Source organism: Pseudomonas sp. MLB6B, assembly GCF_054508135.1.
Genome location: NZ_CP199313.1, coordinates 1,145,473 through 1,165,182, shown reverse-complemented (window position 1 = coordinate 1,165,182; position 19,710 = coordinate 1,145,473). Strand labels below are relative to the sequence as shown.

Annotated in this window: 15 protein-coding genes; 9 read left to right on the top strand and 6 right to left on the bottom strand. The window is 63.7% G+C overall.

Annotated features, from left to right (window positions below; translation table 11 throughout):
• Nucleotides 1-73: 73 nt before the first annotated feature.
• Both ACSMEV_RS04920 and ACSMEV_RS04915 read left to right on the top strand, forming a co-directional pair.
• Nucleotides 74-1,756 (top strand): flavin monoamine oxidase family protein, encoded by a 1,683-nt coding sequence (locus ACSMEV_RS04920; RefSeq protein ID WP_459207488.1) that lies wholly within the window; start codon nucleotides 74-76, stop codon nucleotides 1,754-1,756.
• A 13-nt stretch (nucleotides 1,757-1,769) separates the two neighbouring features.
• Nucleotides 1,770-2,561: a carbon-nitrogen hydrolase family protein gene (locus tag ACSMEV_RS04915; protein WP_459207487.1), complete on the top strand. Its 792-nt coding sequence runs from the start codon at nucleotides 1,770-1,772 to the stop codon at nucleotides 2,559-2,561.
• 189 nt (nucleotides 2,562-2,750) lie between these two features.
• On the opposite strand, the gene ACSMEV_RS04910 is transcribed toward ACSMEV_RS04915, so the two are convergent.
• Entirely contained in the window at nucleotides 2,751-3,194 is a 444-nt protein-coding gene (locus ACSMEV_RS04910) for a hypothetical protein (protein WP_459207486.1), read from the bottom strand.
• On the opposite strand from ACSMEV_RS04910, the gene trmL reads away from it, so the two are divergent.
• Nucleotides 3,193-3,648 (top strand): tRNA (uridine(34)/cytosine(34)/5-carboxymethylaminomethyluridine(34)-2'-O)-methyltransferase TrmL, encoded by a 456-nt coding sequence (gene trmL / locus ACSMEV_RS04905; protein ID WP_459207485.1) that lies wholly within the window; start codon nucleotides 3,193-3,195, stop codon nucleotides 3,646-3,648. The two genes, ACSMEV_RS04910 and trmL, sit on opposite strands and share 2 nt — an antisense overlap.
• Before the next feature lie 57 nt (nucleotides 3,649-3,705).
• Here the strand turns inward: trmL and secB are convergent, their stop codons facing one another.
• From secB to ACSMEV_RS04890, 3 genes are read right to left on the bottom strand one after another with little or no spacing between them, the layout of a single operon-like run.
• Nucleotides 3,706-4,191, bottom strand: coding sequence for a protein-export chaperone SecB (gene secB / locus ACSMEV_RS04900; RefSeq protein ID WP_296269096.1), 486 nt, complete (start codon nucleotides 4,189-4,191; stop codon nucleotides 3,706-3,708).
• 41 nt (nucleotides 4,192-4,232) lie between these two features.
• On the bottom strand, nucleotides 4,233-4,487 hold the full coding sequence (grxC, locus tag ACSMEV_RS04895; RefSeq protein WP_296269097.1) for a glutaredoxin 3: 255 nt from the start codon (nucleotides 4,485-4,487) through the stop codon (nucleotides 4,233-4,235).
• Between the two features lie 2 nt (nucleotides 4,488-4,489).
• Nucleotides 4,490-4,903 carry a rhodanese-like domain-containing protein gene (locus ACSMEV_RS04890; protein ID WP_459207484.1) on the bottom strand — a complete coding sequence of 138 codons (414 nt, stop codon included), beginning with the start codon at nucleotides 4,901-4,903 and terminating at the stop codon, nucleotides 4,490-4,492.
• A 205-nt stretch (nucleotides 4,904-5,108) separates the two neighbouring features.
• Between ACSMEV_RS04890 and gpmI the strand changes: the two genes are divergently transcribed.
• The 4 genes from gpmI (at nucleotide 5,109) to ACSMEV_RS04870 (ending at nucleotide 10,301) form a co-directional block, all read left to right on the top strand.
• Entirely contained in the window at nucleotides 5,109-6,644 is a 1,536-nt protein-coding gene (gpmI, locus tag ACSMEV_RS04885; protein ID WP_459207483.1) for a 2,3-bisphosphoglycerate-independent phosphoglycerate mutase, read from the top strand.
• 123 nt (nucleotides 6,645-6,767) lie between these two features.
• Nucleotides 6,768-8,099 carry a murein hydrolase activator EnvC family protein gene (locus ACSMEV_RS04880; RefSeq protein WP_459207482.1) on the top strand — a complete coding sequence of 444 codons (1,332 nt, stop codon included), beginning with the start codon at nucleotides 6,768-6,770 and terminating at the stop codon, nucleotides 8,097-8,099.
• A gap of 95 nt (nucleotides 8,100-8,194) precedes the next feature.
• A complete protein-coding gene (locus ACSMEV_RS04875) occupies nucleotides 8,195-9,520 on the top strand; it encodes a S41 family peptidase (RefSeq protein WP_459207481.1) in 1,326 nt (441 codons plus the stop codon).
• 7 nt (nucleotides 9,521-9,527) lie between these two features.
• The gene (locus ACSMEV_RS04870; protein ID WP_459207480.1) at nucleotides 9,528-10,301 is read left to right on the top strand and encodes a divergent polysaccharide deacetylase family protein; all 774 of its coding nucleotides are present in this window, start codon (nucleotides 9,528-9,530) and stop codon (nucleotides 10,299-10,301) included.
• Between the two features lie 15 nt (nucleotides 10,302-10,316).
• Here ACSMEV_RS04870 and ACSMEV_RS04865 read toward each other — a convergent pair whose 3' ends face one another.
• Together ACSMEV_RS04865 and ACSMEV_RS04860 are read right to left on the bottom strand one after the other, a co-directional pair.
• On the bottom strand, nucleotides 10,317-14,957 hold the full coding sequence (locus ACSMEV_RS04865) for a dermonecrotic toxin domain-containing protein (RefSeq protein WP_459207479.1): 4,641 nt from the start codon (nucleotides 14,955-14,957) through the stop codon (nucleotides 10,317-10,319).
• 138 nt (nucleotides 14,958-15,095) lie between these two features.
• A complete protein-coding gene (locus ACSMEV_RS04860; RefSeq protein ID WP_459207478.1) occupies nucleotides 15,096-17,099 on the bottom strand; it encodes a BCCT family transporter in 2,004 nt (667 codons plus the stop codon).
• Between the two features lie 424 nt (nucleotides 17,100-17,523).
• On the opposite strand from ACSMEV_RS04860, the gene betI reads away from it, so the two are divergent.
• Both betI and betB read left to right on the top strand, forming a co-directional pair.
• Nucleotides 17,524-18,189 (top strand): transcriptional regulator BetI, encoded by a 666-nt coding sequence (betI, locus tag ACSMEV_RS04855; RefSeq protein WP_459207477.1) that lies wholly within the window; start codon nucleotides 17,524-17,526, stop codon nucleotides 18,187-18,189.
• A 30-nt stretch (nucleotides 18,190-18,219) separates the two neighbouring features.
• Nucleotides 18,220-19,692, top strand: a complete 1,473-nt coding sequence (gene betB, locus ACSMEV_RS04850; protein ID WP_459207476.1) for a betaine-aldehyde dehydrogenase — start codon at nucleotides 18,220-18,222, stop codon at nucleotides 19,690-19,692.
• The last annotated feature ends 18 nt before the right edge of the window (nucleotides 19,693-19,710 follow it).

Sequence of the window (19,710 nt, the reverse complement as noted above, 5' to 3'; positions counted from 1 at the left end):
GCACCTGGTCACTTTGGATGCACTTCCTATACTCAGGCTCCGTCCCGCGCAGCCCCACCGGTAAGGTCAGGTCATGAACAAGCACAACCGCCACCCCGCTGACGGCAAGGCCCCCATCACCATCTTCGGCCCGGACTTCCCGTTCGCGTTCGACGATTGGTTGGAGCACCCGGCAGGGTTGGGGAGCATTCCGGCCGAACGGCACGGCGAGGAGGTGGCGATCGTCGGTGCGGGTATCGCTGGCTTGGTCGCGGCCTACGAGTTGATGAAGCTGGGTTTGAAACCCGTGGTCTACGAGGCCTCCAAACTGGGCGGGCGCCTACGTTCGCAAGCCTTCAACGGCACCGACGGCATCGTCGCCGAACTGGGGGGGATGCGCTTTCCGGTGTCGTCCACGGCCTTCTACCACTATGTCGACAAGTTGGGGCTGGAGACGCGTCCGTTCCCCAACCCGCTGACGCCGGCCTCCGGCAGCACGGTCATCGATCTGGAGGGGCAGACCTACTACGCGCAGAACGCCGCCGACCTGCCCGCCCTGTTCAACGAAGTGGCCGAGGCCTGGGCCGACGCGCTGGAGGAGCGGGCCAGCTTCGGCGACATCCAGCAGGCCATTCGCGACCGTGACGTGCCGCGGCTCAAACAGCTGTGGGACCAACTCGTGCCGCTGTGGGACGACCGCACCTTCTACGACTTCGTCGCCACCTCGAAATCCTTCGCCAAGTTGAGCTTCCTGCACCGCGAGGTGTTCGGCCAGGTCGGCTTCGGTACCGGCGGCTGGGACTCGGACTTTCCCAATTCGATGCTGGAAATCTTCCGTGTGGTGATGACCAATTGCGACGACCATCAACATTTGGTGGTCGGTGGCGTCGAGCAGGTGCCGCAGGGGCTCTGGCGGCACGTGCCGGAGCGGTGCGCGCACTGGCCCAGCGGCACCAGCCTCAGCGCCCTGCATGGCGGCGCGCCGCGCAGTGGGGTCAAGCGCATCGCTCGCGCCGCCGACGGCCTGCTGGCGGTGACCGACAGTTGGGGCAATGCCCGGCACTACGCGGCGGTGCTGGTCACCTGCCAGAGCTGGCTGCTAACCACACAGATCGACTGCGAAGAAGCGCTGTTCTCGCAAAAGCTGTGGATGGCCCTGGACCGCACGCGCTACATGCAGGCCTCGAAAACCTTCGTCATGGTCGACCGGCCGTTCTGGAAGGACAAAGACCCGGACACCGGCCGCGACCTGATGAGCATGACCCTTACCGACCGCCTGACCCGCGGCACTTACCTGTTCGACAACGGCGACGACAAACCCGGGGTCATCTGCCTGTCCTACGCCTGGATGAGCGATGCGCTGAAGATGCTGCCGCATCCCACCGAAAAGCGTGTGCAACTGGCGCTGGAAGCCCTGAAGAAGATCTACCCACGCACCGACATCGCCGGACACATCATCGGCGACCCGATCAGCATTTCCTGGGAAGCCGATCCGTATTTCCTCGGTGCTTTCAAAGGCGCGCTGCCTGGGCACTACCGCTACAACCAGCGCATGTACGCGCACTTCATGCAGGCCGACCTGCCCAGCGAGCAGCGCGGCATCTTCCTCGCCGGGGATGACGTGTCGTGGACACCGGCTTGGGTCGAAGGCGCGGTACAGACGTCGTTGAACGCGGTGTGGGGCATCCTCGCCCATTACGGCGGGCAGACCCACAGCGAGAACCCAGGGCCGGGCGACGTGTTCCATGAAATCGGCCCGATTGCCCTGCCCGACTGATCCAGGAGCCAACATGCGTATCGCCGTTCTACAAACCACCCCGCAGCCTCTGGACGTCTCAGGCAACCTGCAACGCCTGGGCGAGCAGATGCAGCGCGCCGCAGCCTGTGGCGCGCAATTGCTGGTGGGTCCGGAAATGTTTCTCAGCGGCTACGCCATCGGCCGTATGGCGGTGGAGCGTTTGGCCGAGACCGCCGACGGCCCCTCGGCCCAGGCCATAGCCCGGCTCTGCCAGGCCCATGCCCTCGCCGTGGTCTACGGCTACGCCGAGCGCGGTACCGATGGCCGCGTGTACAACAGCGTGCAGCTGATCGATGCCACAGGCCAGCGCCTGGTCAATTACCGCAAGACCCATTTGTTCGGTGAATTGGACCGTGCCCAGTTCAGCGCCGGCGACGCGCCTTGCCCGATCGTCGAGCTGCACGGCTGGAAGCTCGGCCTGCTGATCTGCTACGACATCGAGTTTCCGGAAAATTCCCGGCACCTGGCGCTGGCCGGGGCCGAGCTGATTCTGGTACCCACGGCCAACATGGCGCCCTACGACTTCATCTGCCAGGTCACCGTGCGGGCCAGGGCCCAGGAAAACCAGTGCTACCTGGCCTACGCCAACTACTGCGGGAAGGAAGACGACATCGCCTATTGCGGGCAGAGCAGCGTCGTCGGCCCCGACGGTAGCTTGCTGGCCATGGGCGGGCGAGCGCCCTGCCAATTGCTGGCCGATATCGATCGCGAACAGCTACTGCATGGCCGGGCGGCCTATCCCTATCTCGATGATCTGCGGCGTGATCTACGCGTAAGGGGGTAACCAGCAGCTGCGTGCACCGATCCTGTGCCGACTGCACCATAGGGAAGCCTGGAAAGTGGCTGAAAGCGCATGAAACCCGGTAAACATCCTGTTTATACGGCGTATCACAACTTGGCACGACACCTGCAATAACCTTGGTACCTCCAGTTTCGGGGACCTTGGTACAGGCAGGCCGAGATATCCCCTCTTTTATTCGTGCAGTTTCACCTGCACCCGCCAGCGTCCCGCGTCCTCTGCGCCAGTCCAGTCACCGCGCAGAGGGCGCGCGGCCACCACCGTCAGCAACAAGCCCTTGTCACTGTGCTGCACACGCCAACCGACCGGCTTTCCGGCCAGGCGCAGCTGGCCCCGTGCGGGCTTGCCCCGCGCATCGAACAGCAGCGCCACCGTACCCTGAACGGTTTCCCCATGCAGCTTGGGTTCGTTGTCGAACCACAGGTCCAGACCACCGTCGACTACCTCGATTCGCTCCAGCGTGCTGGGGGTGGGCGTGGTGAGGCGGCCGATCATCAGCCCCACCAAGGTGCCGAACAACGCCAGTGCCAGCAGCATGTGCCGCCGCGCCTTCGGACGTGGGTCCGGTTCGAGGGTAGAATGCGCGTCATTTTCCTGTGCCTGCCTGGAGCCGTGCATGTTTCACGTCATCCTCTTTCAACCTGAGATCCCGCCGAACACGGGCAACATCATCCGCCTGTGCGCCAACAGCGGCTGCCACCTGCACCTGATCGAGCCCTTGGGTTTCGAGCTGGACGACAAGCGCCTGCGTCGAGCCGGGCTGGACTACCACGAATATGCGACCTTGCAGCGCCACACCAGCCTTCAAGCATGCCTGGAAAGCCTTGGACAACCGCGGCTGTTCGCGTTCACCACCAAGGCGTCGCGCCCGTTCCACGAGGTGGCGTATCAGCCAGGCGATGCCTTCGTGTTCGGCCCGGAAAGCCGTGGACTGCCAGCCGAGGTGCTGGACAGCCTGCCGCCCGAACAGCGCTTGCGCCTGCCCATGCGTGCGGGCTGTCGCAGCTTGAATCTGTCCGATACGGTAGCGGTGACGGTTTACGAGGCGTGGCGGCAACAGGGTTTTGCCTGAGGAAGGGAGGTAGGAGCAGCCAGGATGGCGCTCCTACTCGGGCGGACCCGCTTTCGCTTATTGCAGCGAAGGCGCTTCGCCAGCTTCTTGCATGCGCTGCATTTCTTGCGCGTACAGCGCGTCGAAGTTCACCGGCGAGAGCATCAGGGCCGGGAACGAGCCACGGGTGACCAGGCTGTCCAGGGTTTCGCGAGCGTACGGGAACAGGATGTTCGGGCAGAACGCGCCGAGGGTGTGGCTCATGGAAGCGGCGTCGAGGTTCTTGATCAGGAAGATACCGGCCTGCTGCACTTCGGCGATGAACGCCACTTCTTCGCCGTTCTTGACGGTGACCGACAGGGTCAGCACGACTTCGTGGAAGTCGCCGTCCAGGGCTTTCTGCTTGGTGTTCAAGTCCAGGCCGACGCTCGGTTCCCACTGCTGACGGAAGATCGCCGGGCTTTTCGGAGCCTCGAACGACAGGTCACGCACGTAGATGCGCTGCATGGAGAACTGCGGGGAGGTGTCTTCGGCGGCAGCGCCGGTGTTCTGTTGTTCGGTCATGACGGGTCCTTTTTTCCAGTGAAATTGAACGAGACGTGAAGTCAGGATTGCAGCAAGGCGTCGAGCTTGCCGGCGCGCTCCAGGGCATGCAGCTCATCGCAACCGCCCACGTGCGTGGCGCCGATCCAGATCTGCGGAACCGAAGTGCGGCCGGCCTTCTGGCTCATTTCGGCGCGCAGCTGCGGTTTGCCGTCGACGCGGATCTCCTCGAAGGCCACACCCTTGCTCTGCAGCAGGTGCTTGGCCCGCATGCAATAGGGGCAATAGTCGCTGGAGTAGACGATGACGCTCTTCATGGTCACTTCACCAATGGCAGGTTGTCGGCTTTCCAGCTGGACACTCCGCCGCTCAGGCGGGCGGCGTCGAAGCCGGACTTGAGCAGCTCGCGGCACAGGGTACCGGCCTGCTGACCCATGGCATCGACCAGGATCAAGGTCTTGCCCTTGTGCTTTTCCAGCTCCGCAGTGCGGCCCAGCAGTTTGTCGTGGGGAATGTTCACGGCGCCGACGATGTGGCCACCGGCGTATTCCTTGTTGGTGCGCACATCGACCACCACGGCCTTGTCGGCGTTGACCAGCGCGGTCAGCTGGCCGGTGCTCAGGCTCTTGCCGCCGCGACGCAGTTCGTTGAGCAACAGCAGCACCAGCAGAACAACGAAGACGGTGACCAAAAGAAGGTTTTCTGAGGCAAATTGAAGCAGTTTCTCAACCATCAGGGCTGTTCCAAGCGAGTGAAAATGCCGGCCAGTATACACACCGCCCCGCACCCGCCACAGCCCGGCCGGCAGGCGGCGGCACGCTTCGCCGAGCAGCCTGTCGGCGCCCTGCCTGACCAGCCGGAGGATTATTCGCAGTCAGTGGGAGATTTGCCCTAAAATGCGGGTCTTTATCACCTTCAAGCAACCGTGAGTAGGATTGATGACGAGCACGCCCAAACCCCTGGTCCTGATCATCCTCGATGGTTTCGGTCATAGCGAAAGCCCTGAATACAACGCCATTGCCGCCGCCAAGACGCCGGTCTACGACCGCCTGCGTGCCACCCAGCCGCACGGCCTGATCTCAGGTTCGGGCATGGACGTCGGCCTGCCCGACGGGCAGATGGGCAACTCTGAAGTCGGGCACATGAACCTCGGCGCCGGCCGCGTGGTGTACCAGGACTTCACCCGCGTGACCAAGGCCATTCGCGACGGCGAGTTCTTCAGCAACCCGGTGCTCACCGGCGCGGTGGACAAGGCCGTTGGCGCCGGCAAGGCAGTGCACATTCTCGGCTTGCTGTCGGACGGCGGCGTACACAGCCATCAGGACCACCTGGTCGCCATGGCCGAGCTGGCCGCCCAGCGCGGCGCCGAGAAGATCTACCTGCACGCCTTCCTCGACGGCCGCGACACCCCACCGCGCAGCGCCCAGGCCTCCCTTGAGCTGCTCGACGCCACCTTCGCCAAGCTCGGCAAGGGCCGCATCGCCAGCCTCATCGGCCGCTACTTCGCCATGGACCGCGACAACCGCTGGGACCGCGTCAGCGCCGCCTACAACCTGATCGTCGACAGCACCGCCGACTACAGCGCCGACAGCGCCGTGGCCGGTTTGCAGGCAGCCTATGCCCGCGACGAGAGCGACGAATTCGTCAAGGCCACGCGCATCGGCGCGCCGGTGACGGTCGAAGACGGCGACGCGGTGGTGTTCATGAACTTCCGCGCCGACCGCGCCCGTGAACTGTCGCGGGTGTTCGTGGAGCCGGACTTCAACGAGTTCCCGCGCGCGCGCCTGCCCAAGGTGGCGGCCTTCATCGGCCTGACCCAATATTCGGCAAAAATTCCGGCACCGGCCGCCTTCGGCCCGGCCAGCCTGAACAACGTGCTGGGCGAGTACCTGGCCAAGCACGGCAAGACCCAGCTGCGCATCGCCGAGACCGAGAAGTACGCGCACGTCACCTTCTTCTTCTCCGGCGGGCGCGAAGAGCCGTTCGAAGGCGAAGAGCGCATCCTCATTCCGTCGCCCAAAGTCGCCACCTATGACTTGCAGCCGGAAATGAACGCACCCGAAGTGACCGACCGCATCGTCGAAGCCATCGAGCAACAGCGCTTCGACGTGATCGTGGTCAACTACGCCAACGGTGACATGGTCGGCCACACCGGCGTGTTCGACGCGGCGGTCAAGGCTGTGGAAGCGCTGGACACCTGCGTCGGACGCTTGGTCGATGCGCTGGAGAAGGTGGGCGGCGAGGCGCTGCTGACCGCCGACCATGGCAACGTCGAGCAGATGGAAGACGAGTCCACCGGCCAGGCGCACACGGCGCACACCACAGAACCCGTGCCGTTCATCTATATCGGCAAGCGTCCGCTCAAGGTGCGCGAAGGTGGCGTGCTGGCCGACGTGGCCCCGACCATGCTGACCTTGCTGGGCATGGACATCCCCAAAGAGATGACCGGCACTTCGATCCTGCTCGACGCCTGACGGCGAGCCGGGCCCAATGTCGGGCATTGCTGGCCAACGCCCTGCCGTAAATCCGGCGGGGCGTTTTTTTTGCTGGCATGGGCGGGCATACTAGGTCGTTCTCCAACCTGGTACGCCTTCCCCATGCTCCGTGCACTCCTTCCCCTCGCCTTGTCGTGCCTGCTCAGTCCGGCCTTTGCCGACGAGCGCGCGCAGACCCAGCAACAACTGGAAGCCACCCGCAAGGACATCGCCGAGCTGCAGAGCGCGCTCGGTAAGGTCCAGGCGGAAAAGGCCGGTGTGCAGAAAGACCTGCAAACCACCGAAACCCAAATCGGTACGCTGGAGAAGCAGGTGGAGGCCCTGCAACAGCAACTAAAAAAGACCGAAGGCGAGCTGGAGCGCCTCGATAAAGAGAAAAAAAAACTCCAGAGCGCCCGCGTTGAACAGCAGCGGCTGATCGCCATCCAGGCCCGTGCCGCCTACCAGAGCGGTCGAGAGGAATACCTCAAGCTGCTGCTCAACCAGCAGAACCCCGAGAAGTTCGCCCGCACCCTCACCTACTACGACTACCTGAGCAAGGCGCGCCTGGAGCAGTTGCGCGCCTTCAACCAGACCTTGAGCCAGCTGGCCGGCGTCGAGCAGGACATCTCGCGCCAGCAGGCACAGTTGCTGGCCGAGCGCGGCAACCTCGACAGCCGCAAGCACGACCTCGAAGCGGTGCGCAGCGAGCGCCAGCAAGTGCTGGCCAAGATCAACGGCGACCTCAAGCAGCGCAACCAGGCCTTGCAGGCGCGCCAGCAGGACCAGGCCGACCTCAACCAGGTGCTCAAGACCATCGAGGAGACCCTCGCTCGCCAGGCCCGCGAGGCCGAAGAAGCGCGGCAGCGGGCGCTGTTGGCCGAGCAGGAGGCGCAAAAGCGCCGGCAGCAGGAAGCCCTGGCCCGGGCCGAGGCCGAGAAGGCCCGCGATGCGGCCCGCAGCGAGCCGGAGCCGGAGCCGGTCGAGGAAGCCCCCGCCCGCCCGCGGCAACCACTGGGGCCAGTGGTGTCGAGCGATGGCGCCAGCTATGGCGGGGCTTTTTCTGCGGCCCGCGGAAAACTTCCTTGGCCGGTCAATGGTCGACTACTGGCACGCTTCGGCGATGCGCGCGGCAACGATGCGCGCGCCAAATGGGACGGGGTGTTGATCGGCGCCTCGCCCGGTACCCAGGTGCGGGCGGTGCATGGTGGCCGCGTGGTGTTCGCCGACTGGTTGCGCGGTGCCGGGCTACTGGTCATCCTCGACCACGGCAACGGTTACCTGAGCCTGTACGGCCATAACCAGAGTCTGTTGAAGCATGCCGGAGACATCGTGAAGGCCGGTGAGGCCGTTTCCACCGTTGGCGACAGCGGCGGCCAGGAAAGTGCCGGTCTGTATTTCGCCATCCGCCAGCAAGGTCGCCCTGCCGATCCGTCGCAGTGGTGTCGCGGTTAAGCTCGTTTGCGTCTATACGACGTGGCGCTCGCACAGGCTGCCCCAAAGGCTCCCAGCGGAGCGTCACAAGGACCAGGATCAGGAGTTCGTTCGACATGCTGCACTCGCCCCGCCTCACCCAGTTGGCCCTGACCATCGCCTTGGTCGTCGGCGCCCCTTTGGCCTCGGCCGCGCAGCCTGCCCCGGGCACTGCGGTGCCGGCCACGGAGGTGACCGCCAACGCGCCGCTGCCGCTGGACGAACTGCGCACGTTCGCCGAGGTGATGGACCGCATCAAGGCCGCCTACGTCGAACCCGTGGATGACAAGACCCTGCTGGAAAACGCCATCAAGGGCATGCTCAGCAACCTCGACCCGCACTCGGCCTACCTGGGCCCGGAAGACTTCCAGGAGTTGCAGGAAAGCACCAGCGGCGAGTTCGGCGGCCTGGGCATCGAAGTAGGCATGGACGACGGCTTCCTGAAGGTGGTGTCGCCCATCGACGAAACCCCGGCCTCGCGTGCGGGCATCCAGGCGGGCGATCTGATCGTCAAGATCAACGGTGCGCCGACCCGCGGCCAGAGCATGTCCGAAGCCGTGGACAAGATGCGCGGCAAGATCGGCCAGAAGATCACCCTGTCGCTGATCCGCGATGGCAGCAATCCCTTCGACGTGACCCTGGCGCGCGCCGTGATCCAGGTCAAAAGCGTCAAGAGCCAACTGCTGGAAAGTGGCTACGGCTATATCCGCATCACCCAGTTCCAGGTCAAGACCGGCGAAGAAGTCGCCAAGGCCCTGGCCAAGCTGCGCAAGGACAACGGCAAGAAGCTCCAGGGCCTGGTGCTGGACCTGCGCAACAACCCCGGTGGCGTGTTGCAGTCGGCCGTGGAAGTGGCCGACCACTTCCTGACGAAGGGTTTGATCGTCTACACCAAAGGCCGTATCGCCAACTCCGAGCTGCGCTTCTCCGCCGATCCGGCCGATGCCAGCGAGGGCGTACCGCTGGTAGTGCTGATCAACGGCGGCAGCGCCTCGGCCTCGGAGATCGTCGCCGGCGCCCTGCAAGACCAGAAACGCGGCGTACTGATGGGCACCGACAGCTTCGGCAAGGGCTCGGTGCAGACCGTGCTGCCGCTGAACAACGACCGCGCGCTGAAGCTCACCACTGCGCTGTACTACACCCCCAACGGGCGTTCGATCCAAGCCCAAGGTATCGTGCCGGACATCGAAGTACGCTCGGGCAAGCTCACCGCCGACGACGACAGCGAGAACCTCAAGGAAGCCGACCTCAAGGGCCACCTGGGCAACGGCAACGGCGGCGCCGACCGGCCGACCGTGGCCACGCCGCGCACGGCCGGCAAGGAGCGCCCGCAAGACGGCGACTTCCAATTGAGCCAGGCCTTGAGCCTGCTCAAGGGGCTGAACGTCACCAAGCGCAACTGACGGCCCCATGCGTTTTCTGCCCACCGCCCTGTTCTGCCTGCTGGCCGGCGTCGCTTCCACAGCGTCGGCCCAGCCGTCCAAAGCCTACCTGAGCCTGATCATCGACGACCTCGGCCAAAACACCGAACGCGACAGCCGCACCCTGGCCCTGCCCGGCCCGGTGACCCTGGCGATCATGCCCGACACGCCCCATGCCAGCGATTTCGCCCGCCAGGCGCACAAGGCCGGAAAGACCGTGATCCTGCACATGCCGATGGACCCGGCCACCGGCCCGTACGCCTGGCATCCGGAACTGCCCATCGCCACCCTGGCCGAGCGCTTGAATGCCGCCTTGCTGAAGGTGCCGTTCGCCGCCGGGGTCAACAACCACATGGGTAGCCGCATGACCGCCCAGCCTGCGCCCATGGCCTGGCTGATGGGCGAGCTGCAACAGCGCGGCCTGTTCTTCGTCGATAGCCGTACCAGCGCGGCGACGGTGGCGGCGGCCAAAGCCCAGGAAATCGGCTTGGCCAACGTGTCGCGGGATGTGTTTCTGGACGATGTGCGCACCCCGGAGGCCATCGCCGGGCAGCTGCACGTGGCCGTCGAACTGGCGCGCAAGCAAGGATCGGTGGTGGTGATCGGCCATCCCTACCCGCAAACCCTCGAGGTGCTCGAGCGTGCGCTGCCCTCGCTCAAGCATCAGGGTGTGGAATGGATCGATATCCATCAGATGATCGGACAGCGCAGCAACCTGGCCATGCCGGCCCATGGTCGGCATGGTGTCTATCCAGGTCGGTGACTTGGCGGTAACGCTTTATTCGAATGGAATCAGGCCTGCGACGTCCTCAGGCTTCACGTCGCCTCTGTAGATTGCCAACAAATCCCGGCCCGTGGCAGCCGCGCGCAATTGCGCTTCACGCCCCAGTTTGCGCTGAGACCATAGCTTCAAGTGCCCTTTGCTGAACGCAGCCCCCGGTACTGTCGCATCCGGATAATGGAAGTGCGCCTCCCACAATCCGATACCCCTCACCTGGCCGGCGACGGGTGCGCGTCGAATTTCGTAGACCTCCAGGTAGTCATGCTCCGATAGCCGCTTTCGCGGCCCGGCGCGCTCGACACGCACGGCGTCATGCTCGACCAGAAACCTGAGGCTCGCCGCCGTGGGATGGCTGGTGGCCAGATAAAGGCCGACCAACAGATCCTGACAGGTGGCCTGCAGGCGTTCGATGCCATCGGTCAGCGCCGCGTGCAGCCCCTGGTCCTGATCGGTGCGAGGCAATTTGGCTTGAACGTCCACGAGTTTTTCGACATGCAGGTCGATGATCGAAGACAACCCTTGAGGCTCGTCCGACTTGACGTACTGACGGGCCAACCGGATCACGGACTCGACTTCGTCGAGCAATTTCTGTCCGCGTCGGCGCAAGGCTTCTGGCTTCTGTACGGGCTCTGCAGGCGGCTCACTGCTTTTCACGTCTTCCAGCCACTGCGAACCTTGTCGCTTGAACGTCTTGATCACCTGGTCGTTACGGCTGTCGCGCTGCTGAAGCACCGGCACGCCGTCGATCTCGACCTCGGTACCGACCACGCTGCGCCCGCGCTGGGTCTTGACCACTCGGCGCTTGCCGCCTCGGCTGGCATAGACAGCGCGGGCGCGCACAGGAGGCGCGGACAGCTCCTGCTCGCGCACCGTCTGCTCCAACGTCTGCTCGGCCAGCGACTTGAGCCTGCTCAACACCTGGCCGTACTGTTGCAGCTTGTCGCTTCGAATGCTCACGGGCGCCGTGCTGATCAGGTAATCCACTGATGCCGCTGTTTCTTCATAGGCTTCCAGTACACCGGTCAACACGCTGATCCGCTCATCCGTGCTCAATTCGCTACCGGCCAGATCGCCGTGGGCCGCCCCCGCGCTTTGCATCGCCTCGCCGGCCAAGTGAGCACGTATCGTTCTGAGGGTGTCTTCGTCGCCGCCCGCCAAGCGATCTATGCTCAGCTCGCCCAGGTCCATCAGCATACGGAATTCCAGATCGATGGCATTGATCCTGCGCTTCTCGACGATCTCTTTGAGGTAGGCAACTTTGTCCATCACAACTTCGGTTTCAGGATCATGGAAGGTGATGGTCGAGTCGTCGAGCGTAGCCTCCAGAAGTCGGTCGAAGTGCAAGGCTACCTCGATGAGATCGGCCTCCCATTTCACGACGTTTTCCAGCGCCTCGCACAGACGCTTGTATTGGTCTATCTCTTGCTCGCTCTCCGGCAGGACAGCGACCATGTCGCTGAGCTCCTGCGCGCTTTCCTCGTTAATCAGTGCTGCCATTTCGTTATAAAACGTTTTGCAGTATTCGATCAGCTCCTGCCGTATGGCTTGGCGCTGGGTCCTGACAGCTTCATCCAAGCTGGCATTGGCATGTCGAAGGTCGAAGATTTGGGTCATCAGTCGATCATGCGCCAGAGCCGTATCGATCAGCCCTTTCAAGTCATAGACGACCGTCTGCTTGATGCGCTTGCGCAGTGTCCTGAGCATGGTCAACTCGCTCACCTGCAATTCATCGGGGTGTTCGAGCGCTTCCAACTCGAGAACTTGAGCTTCCTTGTCCGCCAAGAATTTGCGGCGTCTGTTGAACGTTACGGACTGTTCGTTGTGCTGCGCCGTGAGGTGCTCATCCTGATCCTTGAGCGCGCTCAAGCGTGCGCGATTCTCTTCGCGTCTGAGTTCGATCCGGCTTTTGGGCATCCCACCGCGCAGACGCAGTGCCATGTCGAGGCGCCAGGCACCGAAGCGCCTTTCCAGCCAGGGTCCCTTTTCACCCTGCGCACCGACGATACGCACGCCCTCTTCCGACACCTCTACGCGGTAGCTATCGCCCTGCATCGATACGTAGTACTGCCCTTCGATCTGGTGCAGCCCTCCTTGCCCAGGTGCGCCCTGCAGATCGACGGTCGCCTGCAAGCGCGCTAGCTGAGCACGCTGCGCCTCCGTCAGCACGTTGTAGCCTTGAGCGCCGCGCCAGGAGAACGCAAGGCACGTCTGGGGCCTCGTCGCCAACGCTTGCAAGGGTTCGACCCGCGTCGGCGCGGGTACCGCCTCGCTGTACGGCCACGCAAACGCAGGCCTGGCCAGAGGATCGCTAGGGGCCGACGACGCGATGGCAGGACTCTCGGCGGGCGCCTCGGCAGGCAACCTGGCATGCGCGATGCCCAAACTCAAATTGATGATCAGGTCGACGACTGCGGCCGAGCGTTCGAAGGCGGTACCTTGCGTGAGCACAGGCAGATCCTTGTCCAACGCTGCAATGCCCTGCACCAGCCAGGCAATCGTTGCAACCGGCCCCCGCAGCGTCAGGCTGACCACGTCGAATAGCAACCAGGCCCCTTGCACCAAGCGAGACCAACGCCTTTGTGCAGTCGAGACCGACGCTCTGCTTGCCAACGCCACTATCAGGTCGCGATTGGCCGTATACAGCCGGCCGTCCACATCGCTCGTCCAAGGTGCGATGTGCAACTCGACCGGTTTGACGGGCAAGAGGAACCCGGCCTCGTCGAGGATGGGGGTCAACCGATGCGGCTCGAGGAACCCACCATTGTCATAAATGCGTCGCGCGCGGTCTGGAAGCCAGTCCAGGACGCTCGCCTGCAACGGACCCGACACGCTGATCGCCAGCCTCAACGCCTCCAGACTGGCGAATGCCATCAACGGCGCCTGCGCATGAAGAGGCCGGTACAACAGCACGCAGGCAGGCTCGGATGAGAGCAGCACGTACATGCCACGCACCTCATCGACCTCATCGTTTTCCGGATCGGGCTTGAAGGCCAAGGGCATGAGGGTTATCGCCGGGTCGTCGGCATCGACCTGGCCACGGCAATAATCGATGACGCATTGCAAGGCCGATGCCTCAAGGGTGCCTGCCAACCTCGCCGCGAGCGCACTGAACAGCAAAGCACTGCGCCACTCACGTGCGAAGCAGGCAATGCGCTCGCTCTTTCCGTGGGGGGCATCCATGACGCGCGCCACATGAGCCGGGTGCCCGCCGATATCGACCCGATCGACCAGATCCTGCACATACGCCAACGTCAACCACGGCATGATCAGTTGGTCGTCGCGATGGCGAATGGCGCTGAGCGAGGCCTGCTCGAACGCGCCCAGGCGCCCGACGGCGTACTCGGTCAAGGTCATTTCAGTCGTCTCGATGACGCCATCGCCCGGCCCTATGCCTCCCCCGCCTGGGACTCCATAGACGAGGCGCAGGGTCAACAAAAGATCGTCAGGAAAATAATTGGCATCGTCCGGATGGTCGTCCAGCAACGCCTGGCGCAATTGTTGGCGGGCATAGTCCTGCAGGCTCTGGACTGCATCACGCGAGGTGAGCCCCGCAGACTCGGCCTGGGCCAACGCCAGTTCGAACAGCGCCTCCTGGCACGCGAAACTGTCTGCCTCTTTCACGGCGCGCAAGCCAGGCGGTACGGTCAGCGTGTGGGAGGATGCGACGGCATACCCCTCGATGAATAAGGGCGCAGGGTCGCTCAGTTGCGTAAACAGTGCGTCGATGGCCGCGACATCGGCGGTTCGCCAATCCTGTGCACGGTGAATGGCCTGCACGATGCCTTCGAGAACGAACGCGCTCTGTTGCGCGAAGGGATCGCCTTCGAGCTCATAGCGATGCAAGGTCAGAGCATCAAAACGATACCGTTCGGCCAATTCGTCGCGCACCCCTCGGGCAAAGGTGTCGTAGGCATCGAACGCGTGCACTCGACTGGACGGAGCACACCACAACAGAATCAGGCGCTCGTCGTACTCGGCTTGGAGCAACAGGTTGGGAGAAAGCACGCGCTGCTTTTCCCCCTCGCATTCCAGCTCGACCTCGAGCGCAAAAACGCTGGGTCTTCCTGCGCCACCTTTGAGCATGCCTTGGATGCAAGCCATTTGTTGGGCATCGAGCGCTTGCAGCGGCAGGTTCTGCAGCAGCGCCGACTTGATCATCAGTTGCAACCAGCGGTCACGGTTCTCGCCCAGGCTACTGGGTGCCGTCCAGTAATCGAGTTGCGCCTGGACGAAGGTGTCGACGAGCGCTTGCAGCACGGCGTCGAGCGCTGGCAATTGCGGGCCGATGGCGACGGCCTCGTCGAGCACGTTGCCTTCGGAGTCCTTGAACGGGCAGTCGGGCTTCGCCGCAACCAGAAACTCACCACCCTCGATACCCAAGGCCTGCAATGAGGTGCCTTGCCGCATCGCCTCGAACAACGATTCGACGAGAGGCCGCTGTACCCAGTGCTGATGCTGGGGAATCACCAGAATGAGCGACTCTGCGTCAGGCATAGCGGCTGCCGCCACGGTTTGATGGGCTTGGCTGAGTACGCTCAGTGCCTGGTGGGCCAGCAGTTGGCGCATGGAGGGGCGCGCGGCGAACTCGGCAGCCACGGCGCTTCGGTAATCGAATGCAACGTTCGTTGGGAGGGGCATGTGTACGGCTCCGTCGAAAGAAGCGACACAGGCTACGAAACGCATCCCGCCAGTCAGCGGTATATAAGACACGCGCAGGTGGGCAATCGCCGGACCCACGCGCCAAAGCCCGCTCGGACGAGCGGGCCATGGCGATCGTCAGCTGTACACGCGCGCCAATACCTGGCGGTGGCTTTCGAACTGGTCGAGCACGTCGCGTACGATCTGCTCGGGGGTAAAGCCCATCAGGTCGTATTCCTGGCTGCCGTCGTGCAGGTACACCTCGGCGCGGTAGAAGCGCTGGCGCACATCGGCCTCACCTTCCACCGGCGCTTCGCTGGGCGCGGCGAGGTAACCGTCCAGGCTCACTTCGTAGACGAACGGGTTGCCTTCTTCCATGAGCACGCGCAGCCCCATCATGTCGCGCGATTGGCCCAGACGGCTTTCCACCTCGAAGCCCTGCGAGCGCAGCAGCTCAGCCGCCTCGCGCAGCGCCGGGCTGACCTTCCTGTCCATGAACCGCTGGACCACGGCCTGGGTCGGTTGCAGTTCCAACTGGGTGAGCCGTTCGCTGAAGCCGCGTCGGCCGCGGGCGGCCAGCTCGGCACGTTCCTGCTCGGTGGCCATGTCCTGTTTCATGGCCTTGTGCAGACCGAACATGAACAGCACCAGCACCACAGAGAATGGCAGCCCGGCCAGCACCACCATGGTCTGCATGGCTTCGAAGTTACCCGCCAGCAGCAGGCCGATGGTCACCAGGGTGATCACGACCGACCAGAACACCACCATCCAATGCGGCGCGTCTTCGTCGACCTTGCCGCCCTTGCACGACAGGTTGGCCATCATCACCGCGCCGGAGTCGGCCGGTGTGAGGAACAGCACGAAGCCGACGAAGATGGCCACACCGATGACGATTTTCGCCGCTGGGAAGTATTCGAGCAGCTGGTAGATCGCCATCGACGGCTGCTCGACCGCCGTCTTGCCCAACTCCACCGCGCCATGGTTCATCACCAGGTCCAACGCGGTGTTGCCGAAGATCGACAGCCACGCCAGGGTGAAGCCCAGAGGGATCAGCAGCACGCCGCAGACCAGCTGGCGTACCGTGCGGCCCTTGGAGATACGGGCGATGAACATGCCCACGAACGGGCCCCAGGAAATCCACCAGGCCCAATAGAACACTGTCCACAGGCCCAGCCAGCGCTCGGACTTGTCGCCGGCGCCCTCATAGACGTAGAGGTCGAAGGTCTTGAGCACGAAACCGTTGAGGTAGTCGCCCATGTTCTGCACGAAGGCGTTGAGCAGGTGCAGGGTCTCGCCACCCAGCAGGACGAAGATCAGCAGGCCGCTGAACAGGCAGATGTTCAGGTTGGACAGGCGGCGAATGCCGTTTTCCACACCCGAGACGGCCGCCACGGTGGCGACCGAGGCCATGGTCAGGATCACCACCAGCAGGTTGGTCTTGCTGTGGTCCATGCCGAACAGGTATTCCAGCCCCGAAGCCACTTGCATCGCGCCGATGCCCAGGTTGGTCACCAGGCCCAGCAGAGTGACGAACATGCCGAAGATGTCCACGGCGTTGCCACCAGCGCCCTTGACCCAGCGCTCGCCCACCAGCGGGTACAGCGCCGAGCGCAGTGCCAGCGGCTGGTTGTGGCGATAGGCGAAGTAACCCACGGCCAGGCCCACCAGGGCGTAGATCGCCCAGCCGTGCAGGCCCCAGTGCAGGAAGGTCAGTTGCAGCCCCTCGCGCGCGGCGGCCAGGCTGGCCGAGGTGCCTTCGGGCGGGTTGAAGTAGTGGTCCAGCGGCTCGGAGGCGCCGAAGTACAGCAGCGAAATGCCGATGCCGGAGGAAAACAGCATGCCGGCCCAGGCGCCGTAGCTGAAATCGGGCGTGTCGTCCTTGCCACCGAGCTTGAGCTTGCCGAAATCGGAAAACGCCAGGTAGATGACGAACACCAGGTAACTGCAGATGACCAGCATGTAATACCAGCCGAACGTACGGGTCAGCCATGACTGGGCGACGCCCAGCACGCGGCCGGCGACATCGGGCGCGGCGATCAGCAGGGCGGTCAGGACGAGGATCAACAGCGCCGAGGTGCAGAACACCACGCGGTTGACCCGGACCCTCTCGGCGGGGGCTTGGGTAAGGGAGGCAGAACTCATTGCACGAAGGCTCCAGGGGGTGCGGCAGTGGAGGCTAATCAGTCTTTTCCCGAGCAATTGGTGCAATAGCCCTACTGCTTCAGGTGTTATAAAAGCACCTTGGAAATCGTGTACCCGGTTCGAATCGTTGCAAAAAACACAGGCTCGGCCTCCGCTGCGAAGGCTGGCCGCATGGCTGTCGCAGTCTGCGGCGGAATCTGTCCCTGCCATCGCTCTCGCCCGTCAACGCCTTTTTTTCCGGGGGTTCCACGCTTTTCTGAGGTACGCAATCTGCGCCGCCAAGAGCCGCTTAAATGCTGTCAATGGCACAAATTGTCGCAGAGCTTATTCTTTATTGATTGAACGTTCAATCAAAACAAAATAGACTGGCCTTCGCCGAGTCGGACGCTGCTCGTCCGCTCGCCAGGCCTGAGGAGAACGCACGATGCCCAAGGTCGGTATGCAACCCATTCGCCGTCAGCAATTGATCGACGCCACGCTGCAAGCGGTCGATCAAGTAGGCCTGGGAGATGCCAGCATTGCGCTGATTGCCCGCCTGGCCGGCGTGTCGAACGGTATCATCAGTCACTACTTTCGGGACAAGAACGGCCTGATCGCAGCGACCATGCGACACATCATGAACATGCTCAACGATGGCGTGATCGCCCGGCGCCAGGCACTGACCGACACCAGTCCCCGTGCCCAGCTGCAAGTGATCATCGAAGGCAACTTCGACGCCAGCCAGGTCACCGGCCCGGCAATGAAAACCTGGTTGGCCTTCTGGGCCTCCAGCATGCATCAGCCGTCTTTGCACAGGTTGCAGCGGATCAACGACCACCGCCTGTATTCCAACCTGTGCTACCAGTTCCGCCGCGCGCTACCGGCCGACCAGGCGCGTAGCGCGGCCCGCGGCCTGGCAGCGTTGATCGACGGTCTGTGGTTGCGCGGCGCGCTGTCGGGTGACGCTTTCGACACCGACCAAGCGGTACGCATCGCTTACGAATACATGGATCTACAACTGGCTAAGCAGCGACCCACGGGCAACGACGCCCGAGTTTCTGAACAAGCGCGCACGACCACTGCCCAATCGGCACAGGCGCGACGCGCATAGCCACATTCAAACTGCACTTGCGAGGACACTATGGCCCGTTTCGGAACGCAAAAACTCTACATCGACGGCGGTTACGTGGACGCCAGCTCCGGTGAAACCTTCGAAGCCGTCAACCCGGCGAACGGCGAAGTGCTCGCCCACGTACAGCGCGCCAACGGCGCCGACGTCGAGAAAGCGGTTGAAAGCGCCGCCCGCGGCCAGAAAGTCTGGGCCGCCATGACCGCCATGCAGCGTTCGCGCATCCTGCGCCGCGCCGTGGACATCCTGCGCGAGCGCAACGACGAACTGGCCATGCTGGAAACCCTCGATACCGGCAAGGCGTACTCCGAAACCCGCTACGTCGACATCGTCACCGGCGCCGACGTGCTCGAGTACTACGCAGGCCTGGTGCCGGCCATCGAAGGCGAGCAGATTCCGCTGCGCGACAGTTCCTTCGTCTACACCCGCCGCGAGCCGCTGGGCGTCACCGCCGGTATCGGCGCGTGGAACTACCCGATCCAGATCGCCCTGTGGAAGTCCGCACCTGCACTGGCAGCCGGCAACGCGATGATTTTCAAGCCGAGCGAAGTCACCTCGCTGACCACCCTCAAACTGGCCGAAATCTACACCGAAGCCGGTGTGCCGGCTGGCGTGTTCAACGTGCTGACCGGCAGCGGCCGCGACGTCGGCGGCCTGCTCACCGAGCACCCCGGCATCGAGAAGATCTCCTTCACCGGCGGCACCACCACCGGCAAGAAGGTCATGGCCAGCGCCTCGAGCTCTTCGCTCAAGGAAGTCACCATGGAGCTGGGCGGCAAGTCGCCGCTGATCGTCTGCGAAGACGCCGACCTCGACCGCGCCGCCGACATCGCCATGATGGCCAACTTCTACAGCTCCGGTCAGGTGTGCACCAACGGCACCCGCGTGTTCGTGCCGGCTGCGCTCAAGCAGGCCTTCGAAGCCAAGATTCTGGAGCGTGTGGCGCGCATCCGCGTCGGCAACCCCGAAGACGAGAACACCAACTTCGGCCCGCTGGTCAGCTTCGCCCACATGGAAAGCGTGCTGGGCTACATCGCCAAGGGCAAAGAGCAAGGCGCGCGCCTGCTCTGCGGCGGCGAGCGTCTGCAGGACGGCGACCTGGCCAAGGGCGCGTTCGTGGCCCCGACCGTGTTCACCGACTGCCGCGACGACATGACCATCGTCCAGGAAGAAATCTTCGGCCCGGTCATGAGCATCCTCAGCTACGAAACCGAAGAAGAAGCGATCCGCCGCGCCAACGACACCGACTACGGCCTGGCCGCAGGCGTGTGCACCAACGATCTGAGCCGCGCGCACCGCATCATCCACCAGCTCGAAGCCGGCATCTGCTGGATCAACGCCTGGGGCGAGTCGGCGGCGGAAATGCCGGTCGGCGGCTACAAGCAGTCGGGCGTGGGCCGCGAGAACGGCATCAGTTCCCTGGCGCAGTACACCCGTATCAAGTCGGTGCAGGTCGAACTGGGCGACTACGCGTCGGTGTTCTGACCGATCGCCACCTGCAAG

Bases quoted from the DNA above. Each gene is read 5' to 3' on its own strand.
- ACSMEV_RS04920 (WP_459207488.1), top strand. From the start codon at position 74: ATGAACAAGCACAACCGCCACCCCGCTGACGGCAAGGCCCCCATCACC.
- ACSMEV_RS04915 (WP_459207487.1), top strand. From the start codon at position 1,770: ATGCGTATCGCCGTTCTACAAACCACCCCGCAGCCTCTGGACGTCTCA.
- trmL (WP_459207485.1), top strand. From the start codon at position 3,193: ATGTTTCACGTCATCCTCTTTCAACCTGAGATCCCGCCGAACACGGGC.
- ACSMEV_RS04910 (WP_459207486.1), bottom strand. From the start codon at position 3,194: ATGCACGGCTCCAGGCAGGCACAGGAAAATGACGCGCATTCTACCCTC.
- secB (WP_296269096.1), bottom strand. From the start codon at position 4,191: ATGACCGAACAACAGAACACCGGCGCTGCCGCCGAAGACACCTCCCCG.
- grxC (WP_296269097.1), bottom strand. From the start codon at position 4,487: ATGAAGAGCGTCATCGTCTACTCCAGCGACTATTGCCCCTATTGCATG.
- ACSMEV_RS04890 (WP_459207484.1), bottom strand. From the start codon at position 4,903: ATGGTTGAGAAACTGCTTCAATTTGCCTCAGAAAACCTTCTTTTGGTC.
- gpmI (WP_459207483.1), top strand. From the start codon at position 5,109: ATGACGAGCACGCCCAAACCCCTGGTCCTGATCATCCTCGATGGTTTC.
- ACSMEV_RS04880 (WP_459207482.1), top strand. From the start codon at position 6,768: ATGCTCCGTGCACTCCTTCCCCTCGCCTTGTCGTGCCTGCTCAGTCCG.
- ACSMEV_RS04875 (WP_459207481.1), top strand. From the start codon at position 8,195: ATGCTGCACTCGCCCCGCCTCACCCAGTTGGCCCTGACCATCGCCTTG.
- ACSMEV_RS04870 (WP_459207480.1), top strand. From the start codon at position 9,528: ATGCGTTTTCTGCCCACCGCCCTGTTCTGCCTGCTGGCCGGCGTCGCT.
- ACSMEV_RS04865 (WP_459207479.1), bottom strand. From the start codon at position 14,957: ATGCCCCTCCCAACGAACGTTGCATTCGATTACCGAAGCGCCGTGGCT.
- ACSMEV_RS04860 (WP_459207478.1), bottom strand. From the start codon at position 17,099: ATGAGTTCTGCCTCCCTTACCCAAGCCCCCGCCGAGAGGGTCCGGGTC.
- betI (WP_459207477.1), top strand. From the start codon at position 17,524: ATGCCCAAGGTCGGTATGCAACCCATTCGCCGTCAGCAATTGATCGAC.
- betB (WP_459207476.1), top strand. From the start codon at position 18,220: ATGGCCCGTTTCGGAACGCAAAAACTCTACATCGACGGCGGTTACGTG.